The sequence below is a fragment of the Nonomuraea sp. NPDC001684 genome, from assembly GCF_053596515.1.
Genome location: NZ_JBSFGJ010000087.1, coordinates 1 through 20,544, shown reverse-complemented (window position 1 = coordinate 20,544; position 20,544 = coordinate 1). Strand labels below are relative to the sequence as shown.

The window sequence follows — 20,544 nt, the reverse complement described above, 5'->3', positions numbered from 1 at the left end:
GTGAGTGCTCAGGCCGCGACCGGCTCCTACGACGCCGCCAACACCACCTGGGGAGGCGTGGCGGGCGAGCTGGCCCGGCTGGAGGCCCAGGCGGCGCTCTCCTTCGAGGAGGAGCTGCGCATCATGCGCGACCTCGGCCTGACCGGCCAGGGCCCGCTGCTGGAGCTCGGCGCCGGGTCCGGCGCGGTCACCCGCAGGCTGCGCGCCGCCGAGCCGGGGCTGCCGGTCATCGCGCTCGACGTGGACGCCGCCCTGCTGCGCAACGCGGGCGGCTGCGGCGCGCCGCTGGTCACCGCCGACGGCGCCCGGCTGCCGTTGCGTACCGGCAGCGTGGGCGGCGTACTGCTGCGGTACGTACTGCAGCACGTGGGCGATCCGGCGCCGATGCTGGCCGAGGCGCTGCGCGTGCTGCGTCCCGGCGGCCGGATCGTGGTCGTCGAGGTGGACAGCATGTTGTGGGGGCTGGCCGATCCGATGTACCCGGAGCTGGCCTCCGTGCACGCCACCATGGCGCAGGCCCAGCGCGGCGCCGGAGGCGACCGGCAGATCGGCAGGAAGCTCACCCGGCTGCTGCGCCGCGGCGGGTTCGCCGACGTGGTGCTGCGCCCGTTCGCCACCACCAACGACACCCACCCCACCGCGGCCTTCGCCCCGCACCTGGGGCCCGAACGCCTGGCGCCGCTCGTCGCCTCGGGCGCGCTGCCGATGGCGGGGCTGGCCCTGGCCGCCGACCGCTGGCGGCGTTTCCTGGCCGACCCGGACGCCTGGGTCATGCTGCTCGGCTTCGTCGTCGCCGGGACCGCACCGTACGGACCGGCTCAGCACCCATCGGAAGGAAGCACGTCATGAGTCCGTTCTGGAAGATCTTCATCGCGATCTTCAGCTACATCAGCGCGATCGTGGGCCTCGGGCTGGCCGTCGTGAACGCCAGCGAGAAGCCGCCCGCGACCTCGCTGGCCATCGTGTACGGCGCCGCCGGCCTGCTGTTCCTGGCCGTGGGCGTGCTGCTCAGCCGCAGAGCCCGCTACTGAGGGCGGCCCGGTGCCCGGCCCTTCAGGAGGCCGGGTCGCAGGGGCGCACCTCGACGATGTCGCCGGGCGCGTAGGGCATCTTGCGCGCCCACGACTCGGCCTCCTCGGCCGACTGGACCTCGATGACCCAGATGCCGCCGATCTGCTCCCGCCCGACCGCGTACGGCCCGTCGACGGCGGGCCCGTCGGGCCTGACCAGCTTGCCCTCCCTGGACCTGGTCAGCCCCGCGCCGTACTTGACCTTGACCCCCGCCATCGCCATCGCCCGGCCGAACTGGCGGTGCGCCTCGGCCATCCGCTCCCGCTCGCTCTCGCTGAAGGCGTCCCAGAGCATCTCGTCGCCGTGGATCAGCAGCACGAAGTCCATGAGTCGTCTACCTCCCTGTGGGTTCTGCCCCAAAGGCGTGGTGGGGCGCGGGCAGAGCCCCGGTTGGCACTATCGTGACATCCTTCCACGGTCGCAGCGCCGTAACTCGACCCGGTCGCCCGGCCCGGACGGCAGGCGCCCGGCCCACTCCAGCGCCGCCTCCTCCGACGGCAGGTCGAGGATCCACATGCCGCCCAGCTCCGGACGGCCGTCCTCGCGCGGCTCCCCCTTGGCCGCGTCCGGGCGGGCCAGCCGCGCGCCGAACAGCACCGTGACGCCGGCCTCCCGCAGCTCCCGCCCGAAGTCGAGGTAGGCGCCGAACAGCGCGGCGCGGTCCTGTTCGGACAGCTCGGCCCAGGCCCGTTCCGGCCCGTGGATCAGCAGCGCGAACTCCATGACGGCTCCTCCCGTGCGCTCACATCTGCCGCCGCGCCAGCCGCGCGAACAGCCCCTGCTCCTCGGCGAGCAGCTCGTCGTAGGTGCCCTGCTGGACGATGCGCCCGCCGTCGAGCACCAGGATCTTGTCGGCGTCCCGGACGGTGGACAGCCGGTGGGCGATGACCACGCGCGTGGCGTTGAGCCGCCGGGTGCTCTCGGCGATGACGTTCTGGGCGGGGTTGTCCAGGGCGCTGGTCGCCTCGTCGAAGAAGACGATGCGGGGCCGCGAGACCAGCGCCCTGGCGATCATGATGCGCTGCCGCTGACCGCCGGAGAGCGTGTTCGTGCCCTCCGACAGGACGGTGTGCATGCCCATCGGCATGGCCGTGATGTCGTCGGCGATGCCGGCCATCGCCGCCGCCTCCCAGGCGTCGTCGACGGTGTGGTTCGTGCTGCCGACGATGTTCTGCCTGATGTCGCCGGCCAGCAGCGCGCCGTTCTGCAGCACCACGCCGCACTGCCGGCGCACCGCGCCGAGGTCCAGCTCGCCCAGGTCCTGGCCGTCGTACAGGACCGAGCCGACGTCGGGCTGCTCGAAGCCGAGCAGCAGGCGCAGGATGGTGGACTTCCCGCTGCCGGTCGGGCCCACGATCGCGACGAACTCGCCGGGCTCGATCGACAGGTCGATGTCGGTGAGCACCGCGGGGCCGTCCGCGCCGTAGCGGAAGGACACCCGCGACAGGCTGACGCGGCCCGACAGGTCGCCGGGGTCGGCCTTGCCCGCGTGGTCCTCCGGCTCGGCCTCCAGCACCGGCGCCAGCTTCTCCAGCATCGGCACGACGCCCATGGCCGTGATGGCCGCCCCGGTGAACTGCAACACCGAGGCGATGAGCAGGCTGAACGCGGCGAAGAAGGCCAGGAACGCGCTGATCGGGAGCTGCCCGCGCAGCGGCCCGGCGGCCACGGCGAAGATCACGACCGAGCAGACCAGCGGGAAGCCGGCGTTGAAGGTGGTCACCACGTTCTGCAGCCGCCGGGCCGCGGCCGAGGTGGTCCTGGTGGCCATGAAGTCGCGCGTCCACACGCCGAACGCCTGGTCCTCCGCGGCCGCCACGCGCAGCTTGGGCACCGCCGACAGCAGCTGGAACACCCGCGAGGACAGCCGCTGCTCCTGCTCGTACAGGCGGCGTTGCAGGCGCACCTCGAAGAAGCCGGCGACCGCGCACACCAGCACGCCGGCCAGCACCAGCAGGGTCGCCAGCAGCGCCAGGCCGACGTCGTAGAAGTACACCAGCGCCAGGTTGGCCAGCCCGCCGAACAGCCCGAGCGTCGCCGTCGTCATCACGCCCGACAGCGTCTCCTGCGCCGCGCTCACGCCCAGCACGGTCGTGCCCAGCTCGCCGGTGGAGTACCGGCCGAAGAACGTGACGGGCAGCGACAGCAGCCGGGTCCACGCGCCCGCCTGCACCCGGGCCGACGAACGGCCCTCGACGCGCAGGGCCGCGACGTTCTGCACGATCGACAGCGCCCCCGCCACCAGCGCGCCGCCGATCACCAGCGCCGCCCCCTGCACGATGAGGTCGCGCTCGGCCCGCTGCACGAACGTCCCCAGCACCAGCCCGGTCATCGCGGGCACCAGCAGGCCGATGACCGCCACCAGCGTGCCCAGGGAGGCCAGCACCCACAGGTCGCGGCCGTTGCGGGCCAGGCCGAAGCGCAGCAGCCCGGCCACGGTCCGCACCTCGCGCGGCAGCGGCTGGTACAGCACCTCGGCCTTGCCGCTCAGCGTGGCGGCCACCGCCTTGGTGATCGGCGTGACCCGGCTGTGGCCCGGCTGGGCCACCACGTACCGCGAGCCGATCGGCAGCAGGGCCACCGGCGTCCCGTCGTCGGACCGGTAGCCCACCATGGGCCCGATGTCGTGTTTCCACCAGCCGTCGTCCAGCCGGACCGAGCGCGTGCGCACCCCCGAGGCCAGCGCGACGGCCTGCAGCGGATCGGCCCCGCGGGCCTGGCCGGGCGGCGGCGCGGTCACGGTGAACCCGCCGTGCGAGGCCACCAGCCTGGCCGCGGCCAGCGCCGGCGGGTCGGCGGTGACGTCGGCCAGGCGCACCTTGGCCTCGGTGTCGCGGACCAGCGTGTCGAAGCCGCGGCGGGCCGCCCGGGTCGTGCCGGCCTCGCGTTCCTTGCGCCGCCGCAACGCCTCCAGCTCCTGCGCCCGCCGCCGCTCGACCCGGCGGTCCACGGTGTAGAGGAAGCGGATGGCGTGCTCGACCCAGCGGGCCCAGATCGTCTCGTCGGCCAGCAACTGCCAGGTCGAACGGGCGCGCAGCCGGGCGGGCGCGTCGGCGACCAGCCAGTCCCGCTCGGTCACCGCCAGCTCGGCGCCCGCGGTCAGCACGCCGGCCACCCCGTCGGGCATCTCGACCGCGCCCGCCTCGACGGTCATCCACCGCACGCCGTCCACCGACCGGGCGGCGCGCCCGGCGGGCAGCTCGGTCACCGCGTCGGGCAGCAGCGGGACGAACTCGCGCGGCGGCAGCGCGTCGCGCAGGGCGGTGGCCAGCGCGATCATCCCCGCCTCCAGCCCGCGGACGAACTGCCGGACGGCCAGCCCGTACTCGGCGGTGGACATCGTCGCCGACCGGTTGGTGCCCGACAGCTCGCCCAGCCTGGCCAGCGGCAGACGCGACACGCGGGTGCCGAGCACCGGACGGCCCACGATGCCGTGCCTGGGCCCCTTGGGCGAGCCCGGCAGCAGCGTGCCCTGCCGCACCCGGCACAGGTAGTGCCACCGGCCGACCGGACGGCCGCCCTCCAGCCGCACCGCGAACAGGTCGACCGCGCCCTCCTCCACCAGCAGCACCTCGCGCACGCCCGACACCACGAACAGGTTCTCCGCCGAGTAGTCCACCGGCGTGGCGGCGTCGGTGAAGAACGGGGAGAAACCGGCCACCTTCAGCACTGCGTCATCCTCCGTGTCGTCTGCCGTGTCATCCGCCGTCGCCGTTCTTGCGCGAGCTCCTGAGCAGCTCGGCGTAGTGGCCGTCGAGCGCCAGCAGCTCGGCGTGCCTGCCGCGTTCGACCACCTCGCCGCGGTCGAGCACGATGATCTCGTCGGCGTCGCGCACGGTGGACAGCCGGTGCGCGATGATCAGACAGCCGCAGCCGCGACGGCGCAGGTTGTCGGCGATGGTCCGCTCGGTCTCCGGGTCCAGGGCGCTGGTCGCCTCGTCCAGGATCAGCAGCGTGGGCTGGATCGACAGGGCGCGCGCCAGCTCCAGCCGCTGCCGCTGGCCGCCGCTGAGGTTCCTGCCGCCCTCCAGCACCCGGCTGTTGAGGCCGCCGGGCCGGGCCGCGATCAGGTCGAACAGCGCCGCGTCGCGCAGCGCCGAGACCGCCACCTCGTCGGGCACGTCGTCGCTCCACAACGTCAGGTTGTCGCGCACGGTGCCCTCGAACAGGGTGATGTCCTGGTCCACGTAGGCGACGGAGGAGGCCACGACGGCCCGCGGCAGGTCGTCGCGCGGCCGGTCGTCCAGCAGCACCTGGCCGGAGGACGGCGCGTACAGGCCGGCGGCCAGCTTGCCGGCGGTGGACTTGCCGCTGCCGGAGTTGCCGACGATCGCCACCCGGCGGCCCGGCACCACGGTGAACGACAGGTTCCTGATGACGGGGGCGGCGAGCGCGTTGTAGCCGAAGGTCACGTCGGCGAACTCCAGCCGCCCGTCCAGGCGCCCGCCGGGGTCGGCCTGCTCCCCGCCGGCGACGGCCCGCTCGAACGTCCTGGCCATCGGGTACTTCTCGACGTCGTACAGGCGGCAGATGTCGGCCGAGATGTCCTGCAACTGGCCGCCCAGGTTGGTGAGCTGGGTGACCGGCCTGGACAGGGCGTTGAGCAGCGTCTGGAACGCCACCAGCATGCCGACGCTGATCACCCCGTCCACCACCCGCAGCCCGCCGATCAGCAGGATCAGCCCGCTGTTGATCCCGGCCAGCAGCGGCGGCACGACGGTCAGCGTCGCCGTGGCCACGCCCAGCCGCTGCTTGGCGGTGACCGCCTTGGCCAGGAACCCGGCCCAGCGCTGGAACGCCGTCGGCTCGGCCCCCGTCGCCTTGACGGTCTCCACGAGCTGCAGCGTGTTGAACGTGGTGGAGGTCAGGTTCCCCAGGTCGGCCCGCAGCGCCGCCACCGCGTCCGTCCGCGCCCGCGACACCTGGCGCAGCACCAGGATGTTCAGCAGCGCCATCGACACCCCGACCAGCCCGAGCAGCACGTCGTAGCGGATGAGCACGGCCGCGTAGAACAGCACCAGGACGAGGTTCACCAGCGTGACGGCCAGGTCCCGGGAGAGGATCTCGGCCACGCCGTCGTTGGCCTGCACCCGCTTGGCCACCTCGGCCGGACGGCGCTGGAGGAAGAACTCCACCGGCAGCCGCAGCAGATGGCGGAAGAACCGGGCCGAGCTGACCAGGCCGAGCCGGATCTCCAGCCGCAGCAGGTAGTGCCGCTGCACCGAGGTCAGCACGAACACCACGACCGCGGTGACCCCCATCGCGAACAGCAGCGGCACCAGGTAGCCCGGGTCGCGCCCGGTCAGGATCCGGTCGATGAACACCCGGCTGAACGCCGGCCCGATGATGCCCGGCACGACCAGCAGCAGGCTGGCCAGCAGCACCAGCGGGAGCGCGCGGCCCGACGGCATCCGCCGGGCCAGCAGGGCCTGCCCGACCCGGGTGGGCCGGCCGCCGGGCCGGAAGTCCGGACCCGGCTCGAACGTCAGGACCACGCCGGTGAAGCCGGAGTCGAAGTCGTCCCAGTCGATCATCCGGGGGCCGCCCGCCGGGTCGTTGACCGCGACGGCCTTCCTGCCGAACCGGCTGCGCACCCCCTCCAGGACCATGAAGTGCTGGAACGCCCAGAACACGATGGCCGGCTCGGTCAGCGAGCGCAGGTCCTCGGCCTCCATCTGGAAGCCCCTGGCGATCAGCCCGTAGCGGCGGGCGGCGGCCACCACGCTGGAGGCCTTGGCGCCGTCGCGGGAGACGCCGCAGGCCGAGCGGAGCTCCTCCAGCGGCACGAACTTGCCGTGGTAGCCGAGGATCATCGCCAGCGAGGCGGCCCCGCATTCCACGGCCTCCATCTGGATCACCGTCGGCGTGCGCCGCCGCCACCTCCACCGTCGCCGCCGTACGGGGGCCGCCGGGGGAGCGGGCGCGGCGGGCTGCGCGGGGGCCTGGTCCGCATGCCCCTGCTCGGGGACGCCGGTGGTGGTCACACGTCCCTCCCGGGGGCGCTGGTCGTGGTCACGCATCCCTCCTTCGGCCGGGCGGCGGCGGCGTTCACGCGGCCCACCTCAGCGCCCGAGCAGCAGGTCGAACAGCGTCTGGCTGCCCAGCCCGATCGCGCCGCTGACGGAGACCTGCGACTGCAGGCCCACCGGCGGCCCCTTCCTGGTCGACCAGGCGTAGCCGGACGGCGTGCCGGCGTCGCGCACCAGGTCCACGATCACCAGCCTGGACGGCGTGTTCCGCAGGTAGCCGCGCGCCGGGTCCTCGCCGCCCACCAGGTCGGCGGCCTGCTCGGTCATCACGGGGTAGGCGCTGACCGACGCGACCCGGCCGCGCAGCAGCCCGTACGCGCCGGGCGGCGCCGAGGAGACCGACAGATCGACCGGCTTGCCCGGCACCACGCCCATCGCCCGGTCGACCGGCACGAACAACATCGCCACCAGCCGGTCGCCCGGCGCGTCCGTACGCTCGATGAGCAGCAGCTCCTCGCCCTCCCTGACCACGTGCCCCGGCACGGCGGAGCCGGCGACCACCCGCCCGCTGAACGGGCTGCGCACCACCTGCTCCGTCCCGCCGTCGGCGGCGATGACCGCCACCGCCTGGCCCTCCCGCACCGCCTCGGCCGGCTGGACGAGCATCGAGCGCACCGTCCCGCCGTACGGGCTCTGCAGCCGCGCCGTGCCGCCGGGATGGGTCAGCAGCCCCACCGCGGGCACCGTGACCGGCAGCCGCCCGGCGAAGAACCACACCCCCGCGGCCACCACGATGATCAGCACCACGAACGTGGCGATCCACCCGCGCGGGGAGGCCAGCAGCGTCGGCGAGTCCAGCTCGTCGGGCTCCCGCATGCGCTGCAACGCCTTGAACCGGAACTTCATCACGCCGTCCCCTGGAAGCGGCCGCCGGGCCGCCGTCGTGCCGTCATGTGCATCACCGCCGGCTGCCGACGATCAGCTCGCCGACGCTGCCCTCGGTCAGGTAGTCCAGGCCGCTGGCCAGCGCGAAGTCGGCGGCGTCCCCGCCGCCCAGCGCGCACACGGCCAGGTCCATGGCCGTGCCGGCCAGGTAGAGCGTCTGGTAGAGCACGCCCACGTGCTTGAGGACCAGCGAGTAGCCGATCGTCTCGTACTTCCACATCACCCGGCCGAAGCGGGCGGTGACGGTCAGCACCACCTGCGGGTCGCCGCTGAGCTGGGCCGCCGATCTGGCCCGCTCGACCAGCGCCCGCACGGCGGGCGTGGGCGGCGAGACCAGCTCCAGGGCGTGCCCGGCGGTGTCGTAGTGCCACAGCCCCGGCTCGGCCCCCTGGCAGGACACGATCAGCGGATAGACCTCCAGCTCGTGCACCGAGCCGCCGGAGGGGTAGGGCCGGTCGGCCAGCTCCTGGCCGTCCGGCGAGGTGAACACGGCCCGCCGCCGCATCGTCCGGTAGAGCAGCTCGCCGAGCTGGGTCAGCGTGATGGGCGCGTCCGGGTCGTGCTCGCGCAGGGAGCGGCGGCGTTCCAGCGTGTCGGTCAGGCTGGGGTCGGTCTTGGCCAGCAGCTCCAGGTCGGGGCGGGGCAGCTCGATCCGCTCGCCGGTGAACGGCGGGGGATCGGCGGGCACCGGGTCGAAGCGGGGGGTGAAGGCGTACGTGCCGCCGTAGCGGCCGGTCCAGCGCGGGCCGCGGCTGTGGGCGTGCAGCCACAGGTCGCGCGGGTGCCACTGGGCCTGGCGCAGGTCGTCGTCCTCGGGGCCGGTGGCCAGCACGCCCGCCGCCGCCAGGAACCGCAGCGCCTGCCCCCACCCCTGGCTCCCCTCCTGGCCGCCGTCCGCCAGGTCCGCCGGGGTCGTCCAGGACGCCAGCGCGCCGAGCAGCCCGCAGGCGGCCGGCGACAGCTCGACCACCGCCGGGCTGCGCGGGGAGCGCACGGTCAGCACGCCCTCCCCGGCGGTGACGACGGCGAAGCGCGACAGCCTGATCGGCGTGTCCGCCGCCGGCGCGGGCGCGGGCTCCACGCTCCCGGCGCCGACCGGGCGCAGCCGGGCCCCCGCCGCGGCGTACTCCAGCAGGCCGGCTCTGGACAGGCGGCGTACCAGCAGGTTCCAGCGCAGCAGCCCGGCCTCGCCCACCGTCGCCGCCAGGGCGGTCTCGTCCGCGTCGCCGCCGGCCAGGATCCGCAGGGCGGCCGTGGTCCCGGCGTCGAGCCCGCGCAGGCCGAGCGAGCCGGCCGGCGCGGAGATGCGCACCTGCCCGTCCGCCTCGGTCAGCTCCGCGTCCCGCCGCAGCCGCAGCTTGGTCTCGTCCATGGCCCGCTCCTCTCCGTCACGCGGGGGCCTCGCGAACCGGTCAGAAGAAGACGCTGGTCGGGTTGAGCTCGTCCTCGGCGCGGGGTTCGGGGATCCAGCCGAGCGAGACCGGCACGTCGTACAGCCGGCCGGGGCCGAGCCGCCGCCAGAAGTGCCGCATGCCGGGCGCGATCACCCGGACCACGCTGAGCTCCAGGTCCGGGCGGCTCTGGTCGAGCGCGATGACCTCGATCCCGGCCGCGGCGGCCCTGGCCACGCAGGTCTGCACGTCACCGGCCAGGTCGCCGCCGTCCGAGCGGGCGTAGTCGGCCAGGGTGCGGGGACGCGCGGCGGGGTCGGGCACCAGCCACGGCTCCTCGGCCAGCTTGGTCTCCTTCCACCAGGCCAGCGTGGCGACGTCGTCGTCCAGGTAGAGCGTCTCGCCGTGCTCGTCGCGCCGCTCCACCGAGGGCAGGAACTGGTTGACCTCGGTCAGCGTCCTGATGGCGGCGATCCGCGGGTCGAGGTGGGCGCCGAACCCGACGATGACGTCCTCCACCGGGTGCCCCAGCCGGTGCGAGACCCCGACGAACGCCGGGATGCCGAGGTCGGTCGTGATGTCCAGCAGCCACAGGTCGCGGTCCATGCCGCGGTAGAACTCGCGCACGGTGTCGACGTACGGGTCGCGCAGCGAGTCCAGGTCGAAGGCCGGCCGCCGGGCCCGGTTGTACCACCACAGGGCCACCGCGTCGCGCTCGACCAGCTCGCAGAAGCCCTGCAGGACGGCCTCCTCGATCGAGTTGCCCGAGGCGTTGCCGTTGGAGTCGCCCACGCAGTAGAAGTGGCGCTCCAGGTCGGGGTGGCCGTACCAGGCGTAGCCGGAGGGCACCAGCCGCTCCCGCTCCTCGGTCAGCGACCAGGCGGGCGACCAGTCGATCGGCAGGTCCGTACGGAACCGCTCGGGCACCAGGTGCAGCCGGTGCGCGGGGTCCTTGTTCCACTCCTCGCGGCCGGCGTACTGGGCGTCGGAGAAGTGCAGCAGCGACTCCGGGTGGACGGCCACCGCCGGGTCGAGGTCGGCGTAGGCGGCCTCGGTGACCGGCTCCTCGCCGCGCCAGACCCCCGAGTAGCGCTCGATGGCCTCGCACAGCGCGCTCACCCTGGCCTGCACCTCGGTCCGGCCCTTGCCGCCGCTCTGCCCCCGCAGGTTGCGCCGCAGCAGGTCCATGTTGTCGCCGATCATGGCGAAGTTGTGGCCAGCGGTGAAGCTGTAGGTGACGCCGTTGTCCTGCTCGGCGAAGGTGTGCAGCCGGGTGACCGCGCCGATCAGCGGGCTGATGTGCTTCTCCAGCCGGGCGTACGTTCGCGCGGGCGGCTCGATGCGGTAACCGCCGTCGGTGACGTGCCGGGCGCTGCGCGCCGACAGCGCGACCTTGGGGCTGCGCTGGCTGATCAGCGTGGGATCGCCGCAGGCCGGGCACTGCGGCAGCCGGACCAGGGTGTGCTCCATGACGCCGAGCGTGCGCAGGTCGACGGTGGTCATCCGGCCCTCCAGCCGCGAGGAGGCCGCCCCCGCGGCGATCCGCGCCAGCTCCACGGCCAGCAGCCCGCCCGCCACGGCCGGACCGGCGGGCGCCGACTCCCGCGCCGGGTGGAAGGGCACCCCGCCGCCGCGCTTGCCCGCCAGGTACCGCTCGACCTGCCGGTTCCCGGCCAGCCGCTGCGCCAGGCAGGCCCAGCAGCCGGTACGTCCCGGCTGGAGCACCGGGCCGACCCAGAGCGTGATCCCGCCCGGCTTCACCAGCACCCACGGGTGCCCGGCGGCCAGGTGGGCGGCGTTGAGCCGGGCGAGCGCCGGGTCGAGGTAGTCGCCGGCCACGACGATCGACATCGTCCCTCCGGGCTCGGCGGACGCCTCCTCCACACTGGCCGTACGCATACGTAATCCGTGCTCGCGCAGCACCGGGAGCAGCGGCGCGGCGTCGGCCCCCGCGCAGGCCACGACGGTGAATTCGGCGCGGGAGAGCGCGTCGTGGGCGTGGACCGGGTCAATTCCCTGCGCGTCCCAGAATGCCAGCGCGCTGTCCGGCCAATCCGGGCGGCCATTGGCGAGATGGCCGAATGCGGCGAATTTGCGAATGGCGATGAGCGTCTGCGGCAGCGGCACTTCGTCGCTCAGCGCGCTCGCGATCTCCGCGACGGTACGCCGTCCGTCCAGGTAGGGAAGGAGTTTCCCGGCCCCCGCCGACTGGACGAGGTAGTGCTGCCCCTCGGCCAGGAGAAACACCTTCGACCCGTCGATCACCTGGGGTGTGAAGTGCGCCTTGAGACGTGGGCGGTCCATGGCCCTCCCCGTATCGGGTCCATATCGGTTGATCGCAGAGTCGCATCGGGCCGGATCCGGTGTAAAGACGTAATTCCGGCGTACGCATTTCATCGGTACGACGGGGGAAAATACGTATTGGTCCGTCGGGAATGCGCATGCGCCCCGGCGTGGGCCGGCTGTTGAACCTGGTGCCAATAGTCCGGATTAGTCGGATTCGTGCGCCTAGGTATTGACAGCCCGCCCGCCTGAGGCGGCATGATCCTGGTGGACAGTTTCAGGGGGGCCGAACTGTGGGGAGTGGCGATGTCTTCGGGACAGCCGCTGCTACACCGTGACGTCGAGACCGCCGCGATGCGGGAGGCGCTGTCGAGGGTCCGTTCCGGCGGTCCCTCCGTCCTGCTGATCCAGGGGTCCCGGGGCATGGGCAAGACGACCTTGCTCAACGCCGCGCTGGCGGCCAGGGGCGAGGTGGGGGCGCTGCTGCTGATGGCCCGGGGGCATCCCACCGAGCGCGACCACCCGTTCGGCGTCGTCCGCCAGCTCTTCGAACCGCTCATGACCGCCGGGCGCGCGCCGCCGTCCGGCGGGAGCTCCGTCGTCGGGCCCGACCTGGGCGGCGGCCTCGACCGGGGCCATCCCGTCACCCCCGACCTGCTGCACGGCCTCTACCGGGCCACCCGGTCCTTCACCGGCGACCGGCCGCTGATCATCGCCGTCGACGACGTGCACCACACCGATCCGCAGTCCTCCCAGTGGTGCTCCTACATCGCCCGGCGGCTCGACGGCCTGCCCATCGCGATGGTCCTCACCACCGCCGACACCACCGCCGACTCCGGCGGCCCCGACGACCTGGTCAGAGACCTGGCGGCGCTGCCGTACACGCGGCTGCTGCGGCCCGCGCCCCTGTGCGCCCAATGCGCCGCCCGGCTCATGGAGTCCGTGCTCGGCGGCGGGAAGGAGACCGGGGACGAGATCGGCGAGGAGGTCGCCGCCGCCTGCCACCGGCTCACCCAGGGCAACCCGCTGCTGCTGCGCGAGCTGGCCGGGCGGCTCGGCCGGTCCGGCGTGCGCCCGGTGCGCGCCGAGCTGCCCCGGGTGCTGGAGATCGGCGCGCTGGCGCTGACCGAGACCGCGCTCGGCTGGTTGTCCGGCAGCGGCTCCGGCGTGGACGCCGCGGGCGTCGACCTGCTGCGCAGCCTGGCCATCGTCGCGCCCGAGGACGGCATGGAGGTCGCCTCCATGATCGCCGGGCACGGCCAGGACACCGCCAGGGCGGCGGGGGAGGCGCTGCGCCGCGCCGGGCTGGTCACCGGCACGCCGCCCGACCGCTTCGCCCATCCGCGCATCCAGCAGGCCGTGCTGGCCGGGATGGACCCGGGCGAGCGCGACCGGCTGCACCGCCGTACCGCGTCGCTGCTGTACCGGCTGGGCGCGCCGCTGCGCCGCTCGGCCCGCCACCTGATGTCGGCCGGCCCGACCGGCGACCCGCTCACCGTCACCGTGCTGCGCGAGGCCGCCGGCGAGGCCGCCGCCAGGCACTCGTGGGAGGACGCGACCGGCTACCTGCACCGCGCGCTGGCCGAGACCGACGACCAGGACACCGTGCTGGAGGTCACCGCCGAGCTGGGCGCCGTGGAGAAGCACCGCGACCTGCCCGCCTGCCTGCGCCACCTGCGCACCGCCTACGGCCGGGTCAGGCTGGCCCCGCACGCCCTGATGTCGCTGGCGCCGTTCGCCGACATCCTGGTCACCGCGAACTCCGCCGAGGCCGCCGAGGTCTTCGCCGGCGCGGCCGAGAGCGCCGCCGCCGCCCCGCAGTTCGGCGGCGCGGACCTGCTGCTCGTGCTCGCCGCCCAGGCGCTGCTGTGGGGCCGCTCGGCCGGACGGCTCGGCCTGCGCCGGCTCGGACGCTCCCTCGGCACGCTGGTCAGCCCGGCGGCCCGGGAGTTCCTCAGCGTGCTGGCCCTGGCCACCGGCGCGCGGGGCCGCAGCCTGCCGCGCACGCTCGCCCAGACCCGGCGCTGCCTCGACGGCCAGGGCCCGGTGCCGGCGGCCGCCGTGCTGCCGCTGGTGTGGGGCGACCGCCTCGACGAGGCCTCCTACTGGGCCGAACGCCTGGTCAGCGAGACCCAGGAGGCCGGCTCCGGCACCGGCCTGGCGCTGGCGCTGCTGACCCGGGCCGAGGTGCGCTACCAGCTCGGCAGCCTGGAGGCCGGGCTGGCCGACGCCGAGGCCGCCGTCGTCAGCGCGCGCGAGTGCCAGGCCGAGGGGTTCCACGTGGCCGCCGCCGCCTGCGCCGCCCGGGTGCTGGTGGAGTTCGGCGACCTGGAGGCCGCGGAGTCGGCGCTGAAGTCCGTCGCCCCGTACGGCGACTGGCACCCGATGATCTCCGGACAGGCCCTCGACGCCCTGGGCCGCCTCCGGCTCGCCCAGGGCCGCCCGCGCGACGGCCTGCTGACCCTGCTGGAGTGCGGCCGCCGCCTGACCGCCGCCGGCATCACCAACCCCGCCTGCGTGCCCTGGGGCACGAACTCGATCCTGGCCTACGTCCTGTCCGGGGAGCGCTCGGCGGCCCGCATGGTGGCCGAACGGGAGCTGGAGCTGGCCCGCGCCTGGGGCGCGCCCACCGTCGTCGCCCGCGCGCTCAGCGCGGGCAGCCTCGCCCACGAGGGACGGGTCCGGCTCGACATGCTGCACGAGGCCGTCGCCCTGCTGGGCAACCGGGGCGCCCGGCTCGAACACGCCAGAGCCCTGCTCCGCCTCGGCATCGCCCAGCGCCAGGCCGGCGACGACGGCAAGGCCCACGAGACGCTGGCCCTGGCGCTGCGGCTGGCCGCCGACTGCGGCGCGGGCCGCCTGGCCGCCCTGGCCGACAAGCACCGCGCCGCCACCGCCCCGGCCCGCGCCGCCGCCCTCGTCCCCGGCCAGGACGACCACGTGCTGACCGTCGGCGAACGCCGGGTCACCGACCTGGTGCTGCGCGGGATGAGCAACCTGGAGGTGGCCACGACGCTGTCGATCAGCAAGCGCACCGTGGACACCCATCTCGCCCGCATCTACCGCAAGCTCGGCATCCACACCCGCGCCGAACTCGCCGTCATCCTCACCGGCCTGTCCGACGACGACCCGCCCGCCGGCGAACCCGTGCCCACCGGCCCCCACGAATACCTGTGAAGGCGGATCGCCGCGTCGCTCAACCTGGCCGACGCCCATCGGTACGCAGGTGACGCGGCAACCTCGGAAACCCTGTGCCGCGCGACGCTCGCCCTTGCCAGGAAGGAAGCACCCGAAATGGTGTGCTTCCCGCTCCAGCATCTCGGCAAGACCCTTGCCGACCTGGGACGCAAGCAGGAGGCCCGCGAGGTGCCGCAGGAGGCCCTGGCCCTGCGCACGGCCGAAGGCGACCCCGAGCTGATCGCCGGCACCCAGGCGGCCCTGCGATCACTCGACGCCGCCGCCATCGGCGAAGACCCGACCCCTGATCGCCGCATGCCATTGGAGCGGCCGGGGGACGCGAGCGTGACGACGATCGAGCAGGAGCCGTCCGACCCCTGGCCGTGATCCGCCCGCTCGGCCTCCCCTCAGCCGAGCCGGTACAGCTCACCGCCGCCCTTGTCGGACCTGCCGCCGTACGCGCTCGCGGGAACCCTCGTGCCGTTCTTCCGCACCCATGAGGCGATGGCGGGGTCGCCGCTCATCGGGCCGCTCTCACCCGCCCCGTTGATCACGATGTGGCGCAGTTCGCCCCTGCCGACGTACTCCTGCAGCCTGGCCACCGTCATCGCCGGGTCCTGCCCGGTGAAGCCGCCCATCGCGATCACCGGCTCGCCGGTCGACAGGATGATCGACGACGCCTGCTGGGCACTGACCACGGCGACCAGCCAGCGCGCACCGCCCCGGTTCTTGAGCAGGTAGCCGACCATGTCGTCGCTCAACTCACCGGCCGGCCCGCCGACCACCAGCATGCCGCCCCGCCCCTGGGGCGGCGCCTGACCGTTCCCGGCCTGACCGTTCTGGGCCTGCGCCGCGTACGGCCCCGCCAGCGCGTTGCCGCTGGTGTTGCCGCCGCCGAACGCGGTCACCGCCGCGTACGCCCCCGGACCCGCCAGGGCCGCGACCAGCGTTAACGCCATCGACGCGACGACGACGCCGTGGCTCCGCGCCCACGGCAGCCGCGCGGCCACCAGCGCGAGCACCGCCAGCACGGTCGCCGCCACGATCATCCAGCGCAGCCAGGGATTCCAGTCGGGCGTCCGGTTCAGCAGCGCGAACGACCACGCCCCGGTGACCGCGACGCCCACGGGCAGCACCCACGACCACCGGATCGGCCCCCGGTACGCGTCGTACAACAACACCCCGCCCACTCCGGCCAGTACGGCGATCGCGGGGGCCAGCGAGGTGGTGTAGTACGGGTGGAACACGCCCTTGGCGAAGCTGAACGCCGCCCAGTACATCGCCAGCCAGCCGCCCCACAGCACCAGCCCGGCCCGGGCCAGGTCGGTGCGCGACCGCTGCCACAGCAGCACGCCCCCCGCGATCAGCGCGAGCATCGCGAACGGCAGCAGCCAGGAGATCTGACCGCCGACCATGTCGTTGAACATCCGTCCCGCGCCCGGGGCGCCGCCGAAGCCCCCGCCGCCCCGGCCGCCGCCGGGCGTCTCCAGTCCGAAGATCCGGCCCAGGCCGTTGAAGCCGATGACGAGGTCACGCACGGTGCCGTCGGTGCTGCCTCCGATGAACGGACGACTCCCGGACGGCGTCAGGTCGACCACCACCATCCACCAGGAACTCGACACCACCAGCACCGCACCCGCCGCCAGCAGATGCCCCACTCGGCGCAGCACGCCGGGCCTGGCCGCCACCAGGTAGGCCAGCGCCAGCGCCGGGACGACCACGAACGCCTGCAGCATCTTGGTGTTGAACCCGCACCCCACGAACGCGGCCGAGGCCAGCAGCCAGCGCAGGCGTCCCGACTCGATCGCGCGCTGACACGACCACGCGGCCAGCACCAGCCACAACACCAGCAGCGTGTCGGGATTGTTGTCGCGGTTGATGGCCACCGTGATCGGGGTCAGCGCCAGCACCCCGGCAGCGATCAGCGCCGCCGGAAGCCCGGCCGCGCGCCGTACCGTGGCGTGCAGCACCGCGACGGCGGCCACCCCGGCCAGCACCTGCGGCAACATCAGGCTCCACGTCCCGAACCCCAGGACGCGGGCGAGCAGGCCCATCGCCCACAGCGCCATCGGAGGCTTGTCCACGGTGATGAACGACTCGGAGTCCAGGGCCCCGAAGAAGAACGCCTTCCAGCTCCCGGTGCCGCTCTTGACCGCCGCCGAGTAGTAGGAGTTGGCGTAGCCGGCCGACCACAGGTTCCACGCGTACAGCACGAAAGCCGCCGACAGCACGCCCCAGAGCGCCGGACGCGACCAGCGCGGATCTTCAGGCCCGCCCAAGGCCAGCCGGCGCAGCCACCCCGATGCGGCATGCGAGCGAGGCCTGTCAGACGGGCCCGGCGGATCGGAGGGCGTCAGTGAACGACGTACGGGGATGGTCATGCGACCTCGTCCTTCCGGGGCGTGCCGACGGTCGGATCGGCCGGGGCCGACCGGCGCCCCAGGCGTCGTGGATGGAAGATCCAGGTGCGCATCAGCAGGAACCGCACCAGCGTCGCGACCCCGTTGGCGGTCACCAGCGCGGCGATCTCGACGGCCCGTGGCGCCTCGGGCGCCAGTGCGTGCAGCAGGGCCAGGCAGCCGGTGCTCAGCACCAGTCCGAGCAGGAACGCCAGACCGCCCTCCAGCTGCTGCCGGAATGCCCGTACCCGGCCCGTCACCCCGAAGGTGAACCGGCGGTTGGCGGCGGTGTTGCCGACAGTGGTGATCAACAGCGAGACCGCGTTCGCCCACAGCGGCCCCGTCACCATGCGCAGCAGCACGAACAGCACCAGCTGAGCGATCGTGCTGAACACCCCGATGATCGCGAAAGTCGGCAGTTGCCGGGCCATCCCCGCCGGCAGCCGCGGCCGCGGCCGGCTCTCCACCGGGGCGTCGAACGCGCCCGTCAGCATGCGCCGCGCCACCCGGGCCATGCCCTTCAGGTCATCCAGCGCGGTTCGCAGGACGTCCACGCGGCTGTCGGGGTCGTCGACCCAGTCCACCGGCACCTCGTGGATGCGCAGCCCGTTGCACTCGGCCAGCAGCAGCAACTCGGTGTCGAAGAACCACTTCTCGTCCTGCACCGACGGCAGCAACGCCCTGGCGATCACGGTCCGCGCGGCCTTGAAACCACATTGGGCGTCGGTGAAGCGGGCCGCCAGCGTCGTGCGCAACAACACGTTGTAACCCCGGGAGATCAGCTCCCGTCTCGGGCCGCGCACCACCGCCGACCCGCGCGTCAGCCGGGTCCCGATGGCCAGATCGCTGTGCCCGGAGATCAGCGGCGCCACCAGCGGAAAGAAGGCGTCCAGGTCGGTGGACAGATCCACGTCCATGTAGGCGACCACGTCGGCGTCGCTGTGGCTCCACACATGCCGCAGCGCCCGTCCGCGGCCCTTCTGCTCCAGCCGTACCGCCCGGACCCCGTGCAGTTCGGTCTCCAGCTCCTGCGCGACCTGCCACGTCCCGTCGACGCTGGCGTTGTCGGCGATCGTGATCCGAAACCGGTAGGGGAACGTCTCCTCCAGATAGGCGTGCAGTCTGCGCACGCTGCACGCCAGCACATGCTGCTCGTTGTAGACCGGAATGGCGATCTCCACCATGCGATCCATGACCAACTCCTCGCTCGCTCGAAGGGCCTGTCAAAGGTGTGGCCGCGGAGTCGATCACCTGGCGGCGACGTCCGCTGCGCCGAGCCGGGACGCACGCGAACTCAGGGCGGGCAACGCCGTGCCCCTCAGCGTGTCGACCGCCGGACCACCTCAGCCGCCCCCGCCCCCGCCCCCGCCAGGCGTGCCGCCGGTGACAGCCTGTACCTCCCGCACGGTCAGCTCCTGCAGCGTCCCGCCGTCGGTGTTGCTGAGGATGACACCGACCCAGCCGGTGTACGGGTAGATGTTCCAGCTGGCGCCGACACCGGGGTTGGCGCCGGCGCGCCCGTGCACCCACTGACCGCTGACGATGCGGACCGCCATGTGGTAGGCCCCGAACGACTGCGGCCCGTGGGGGAACTTGGCCGCGGTGAGCACCTCGGCGTAGGGCCGTTCCAGCACCGTGCCTTCGCTCAGGGCGTGCGCGAACCGGACCAGATCCGGTGCGGTGGCGAAGCCCCCGTCCCCAGGGGCGTCGATGAAGCCGCGGCCCGGGTTCTTGCCCGGCGTGGACTGGTTCGAGCTGCTCTTGCCCAGGTTGCGGACGGCGTCCACCACGCTGCCGTCAGCCAGCTTCATGTGCGGGTGCGCGATGTGCGCATCGGTGAGCCACTGCCGCCTGGTGTAGAACGCCGAGCCGGTCATGCCGCAGCGCTTGAAGATGTTCTCCTCGACGTAGTCCCAGTACGTCCTGCCGGTCACCGCCTCCACGATCAGTGCCGGGATGACGACGTCGGCGCCGGCGTGTTCGGTGGGGGTGCCGGGGGAGGCCACCAGCTTCGCCTTCCGGGCCCACCGCTCGTAGAACTCGTGCACCTCCTCCCGGCTCCGGAAGATGCGCTGCGGGTCCTCCTCCGGGGTGTTCAGCCCGGAGGTGCCGGAGAGCAGGTGGTGGACGGTCACCCGCTCGGCGACGTCCTTGGCGTAGCCCGTCAGGTGGGTGCCCACCGTGTCCGACAGCTTCACCTTGCCCTGCTGCACCAACTGCAGGATGGCCACCGCGCCGAACGGCTTGCCCGCCGAACTGAGGCTGAACGCGATGCCTTCGTGATTGCGGATCCCCTTCTCCTTGTCCGCCATGCCGTAGCTGCGGGACAGCACCGTCCGGCCCCGGTGCGACAGCAGCACCACGCCGGAGAACCTGCCCTCCGCGGCCAGCTTCGCCACGTACCGGTCGTAGGCTCCGCCGGGACGGGTGTCCGGCGGGATGCCGGGGCCGGTCGCGGCCGGACGGTGCTGCCGGTTGCCCGGCCGGCCGCCCACCAGCGGCGCGCCGGCCGCCACCACGCCGGCCGCCGCGAGCCCGCTCCACCCGAGCAGCCGCCGCCGGCCGACGCCACCCACAGAGTCCATGATCACGGTCCTTTCCTGACGACGAACCGACCGCTGCAGGTCTGACCGCGACCGCCGCCGGCAGCCGATCACCACCATGTGGTCGGTGCCTCTACTGAAGACGGAGGACGGTTGCGGTGGCGTATGCGCTTTTCGATACGCCCGCGATACACCGAACCCCCGACATCAAGGCACTGACGCAGGCCGCTCGACAGCCCGGAGGAGTATGGCCCGTGGCCCTGGTAGGCCATCGAACATGGCGGGGAGACCTCACCGGCGAAGAATGGTCCCTGATCGACCGCTGGATGAGCGCGGCCCGAGATCGGATCTGCGGCGGCTGTTCAACGCGGTGAGGTGGCGGTTCCGTACCGGCAGCCTGTGGGACGTGACGTGCCGGACGAGTACGAGCCGCTGGCCAGAACTCCGTACCGGCCCTGGGCCGGCGGCCCGATGGGCGGCCGCCTGAGGATGAGCGTCTGGAGCCGTGAGGCGGGCCTTGCCCGGGAAGGCGGGGGCCGGTCCGCGAAACGAAGAAGCCCCAGTCGTCCGGCGCTTGCCGTTCGCTGGGGCTTGACCGCTGTCCGGACCGGACCGAAACCCGGTCTGACTTCCGAAGAGCGTGGGTGGACGATACTGGGATTGAACCAGTGACCTCTTCCGTGTCAGGGAAGCGCTCTCCCGCTGAGCTAATCGTCCTTGTTGAGTTGTCACTCAGAGCGGAAGACGGGATTCGAACCCGCGACCC

14 protein-coding genes and 1 tRNA gene are annotated in these 20,544 nt (G+C 73.4%); 4 read left to right on the top strand and 11 right to left on the bottom strand.

Features of this window, described 5'->3' with window-relative positions; translation table 11 throughout:
* Nucleotides 1-849, top strand: coding sequence for a class I SAM-dependent methyltransferase (locus tag ACWCSD_RS18380; protein WP_352356827.1), 849 nt, complete (start codon nt 1-3; stop codon nt 847-849).
* The gene (locus tag ACWCSD_RS18375; RefSeq protein WP_189646391.1) at nt 846-1,031 is read left to right on the top strand and encodes a hypothetical protein; all 186 of its coding nucleotides are present in this window, start codon (nt 846-848) and stop codon (nt 1,029-1,031) included. The genes ACWCSD_RS18380 and ACWCSD_RS18375 overlap by 4 nt, the downstream gene beginning before the upstream one ends.
* A 22-nt stretch (nt 1,032-1,053) precedes the next feature.
* On the opposite strand, the gene ACWCSD_RS18370 is transcribed toward ACWCSD_RS18375, so the two are convergent.
* From ACWCSD_RS18370 to ACWCSD_RS18340, 7 genes are all read right to left on the bottom strand, one after another.
* On the bottom strand, nt 1,054-1,398 hold the full coding sequence (locus tag ACWCSD_RS18370; RefSeq protein ID WP_352356825.1) for a YciI family protein: 345 nt from the start codon (nt 1,396-1,398) through the stop codon (nt 1,054-1,056).
* Nucleotides 1,399-1,467: 69 nt separating this feature from the next.
* Complete coding sequence (locus ACWCSD_RS18365) at nt 1,468-1,794, bottom strand: YciI family protein (RefSeq protein WP_358285400.1); 327 nt, start codon at nt 1,792-1,794, stop codon at nt 1,468-1,470.
* Nucleotides 1,795-1,813: 19 nt separating this feature from the next.
* Complete coding sequence (locus tag ACWCSD_RS18360; RefSeq protein ID WP_449916251.1) at nt 1,814-4,741, bottom strand: NHLP bacteriocin export ABC transporter permease/ATPase subunit; 2,928 nt, start codon at nt 4,739-4,741, stop codon at nt 1,814-1,816.
* Nucleotides 4,742-4,769: 28 nt separating this feature from the next.
* Entirely contained in the window at nt 4,770-7,091 is a 2,322-nt protein-coding gene (locus ACWCSD_RS18355; protein WP_449916249.1) for an NHLP family bacteriocin export ABC transporter peptidase/permease/ATPase subunit, read from the bottom strand.
* A gap of 42 nt (nt 7,092-7,133) precedes the next feature.
* The gene (locus ACWCSD_RS18350) at nt 7,134-7,946 is read right to left on the bottom strand and encodes an HlyD family efflux transporter periplasmic adaptor subunit (protein WP_449916247.1); all 813 of its coding nucleotides are present in this window, start codon (nt 7,944-7,946) and stop codon (nt 7,134-7,136) included.
* Nucleotides 7,947-7,998: 52 nt separating this feature from the next.
* The gene (locus ACWCSD_RS18345; RefSeq protein ID WP_449916245.1) at nt 7,999-9,357 is read right to left on the bottom strand and encodes a SagB/ThcOx family dehydrogenase; all 1,359 of its coding nucleotides are present in this window, start codon (nt 9,355-9,357) and stop codon (nt 7,999-8,001) included.
* 40 nt (nt 9,358-9,397) lie between these two features.
* Nucleotides 9,398-11,680 carry a TOMM precursor leader peptide-binding protein gene (locus ACWCSD_RS18340; protein ID WP_449916242.1) on the bottom strand — a complete coding sequence of 761 codons (2,283 nt, stop codon included), beginning with the start codon at nt 11,678-11,680 and terminating at the stop codon, nt 9,398-9,400.
* 285 nt (nt 11,681-11,965) lie between these two features.
* Between ACWCSD_RS18340 and ACWCSD_RS18335 the strand changes: the two genes are divergently transcribed.
* Nucleotides 11,966-14,836 (top strand): ATP-binding protein, encoded by a 2,871-nt coding sequence (locus ACWCSD_RS18335; protein WP_449916240.1) that lies wholly within the window; start codon nt 11,966-11,968, stop codon nt 14,834-14,836.
* Nucleotides 14,837-14,842: 6 nt separating this feature from the next.
* Nucleotides 14,843-15,223 (top strand): tetratricopeptide repeat protein, encoded by a 381-nt coding sequence (locus tag ACWCSD_RS18330; RefSeq protein ID WP_449916268.1) that lies wholly within the window; start codon nt 14,843-14,845, stop codon nt 15,221-15,223.
* 20 nt (nt 15,224-15,243) lie between these two features.
* Here ACWCSD_RS18330 and ACWCSD_RS18325 read toward each other — a convergent pair whose 3' ends face one another.
* The 4 genes from ACWCSD_RS18325 to ACWCSD_RS18310 all read right to left on the bottom strand — a co-directional run bounded on the left by ACWCSD_RS18325 (nt 15,244) and on the right by ACWCSD_RS18310 (nt 20,495).
* Nucleotides 15,244-17,067: a glycosyltransferase family 39 protein gene (locus ACWCSD_RS18325; protein ID WP_449916238.1), complete on the bottom strand. Its 1,824-nt coding sequence runs from the start codon at nt 17,065-17,067 to the stop codon at nt 15,244-15,246.
* A 146-nt stretch (nt 17,068-17,213) separates the two neighbouring features.
* Nucleotides 17,214-18,428, bottom strand: a complete 1,215-nt coding sequence (locus ACWCSD_RS18320) for a glycosyltransferase (protein WP_449916236.1) — start codon at nt 18,426-18,428, stop codon at nt 17,214-17,216.
* Between the two features lie 150 nt (nt 18,429-18,578).
* On the bottom strand, nt 18,579-19,820 hold the full coding sequence (locus ACWCSD_RS18315; protein ID WP_449916233.1) for a serine hydrolase domain-containing protein: 1,242 nt from the start codon (nt 19,818-19,820) through the stop codon (nt 18,579-18,581).
* Between the two features lie 603 nt (nt 19,821-20,423).
* Nucleotides 20,424-20,495, bottom strand: a tRNA-Val gene (locus tag ACWCSD_RS18310).
* Nucleotides 20,496-20,544: the final 49 nt, after the last annotated feature.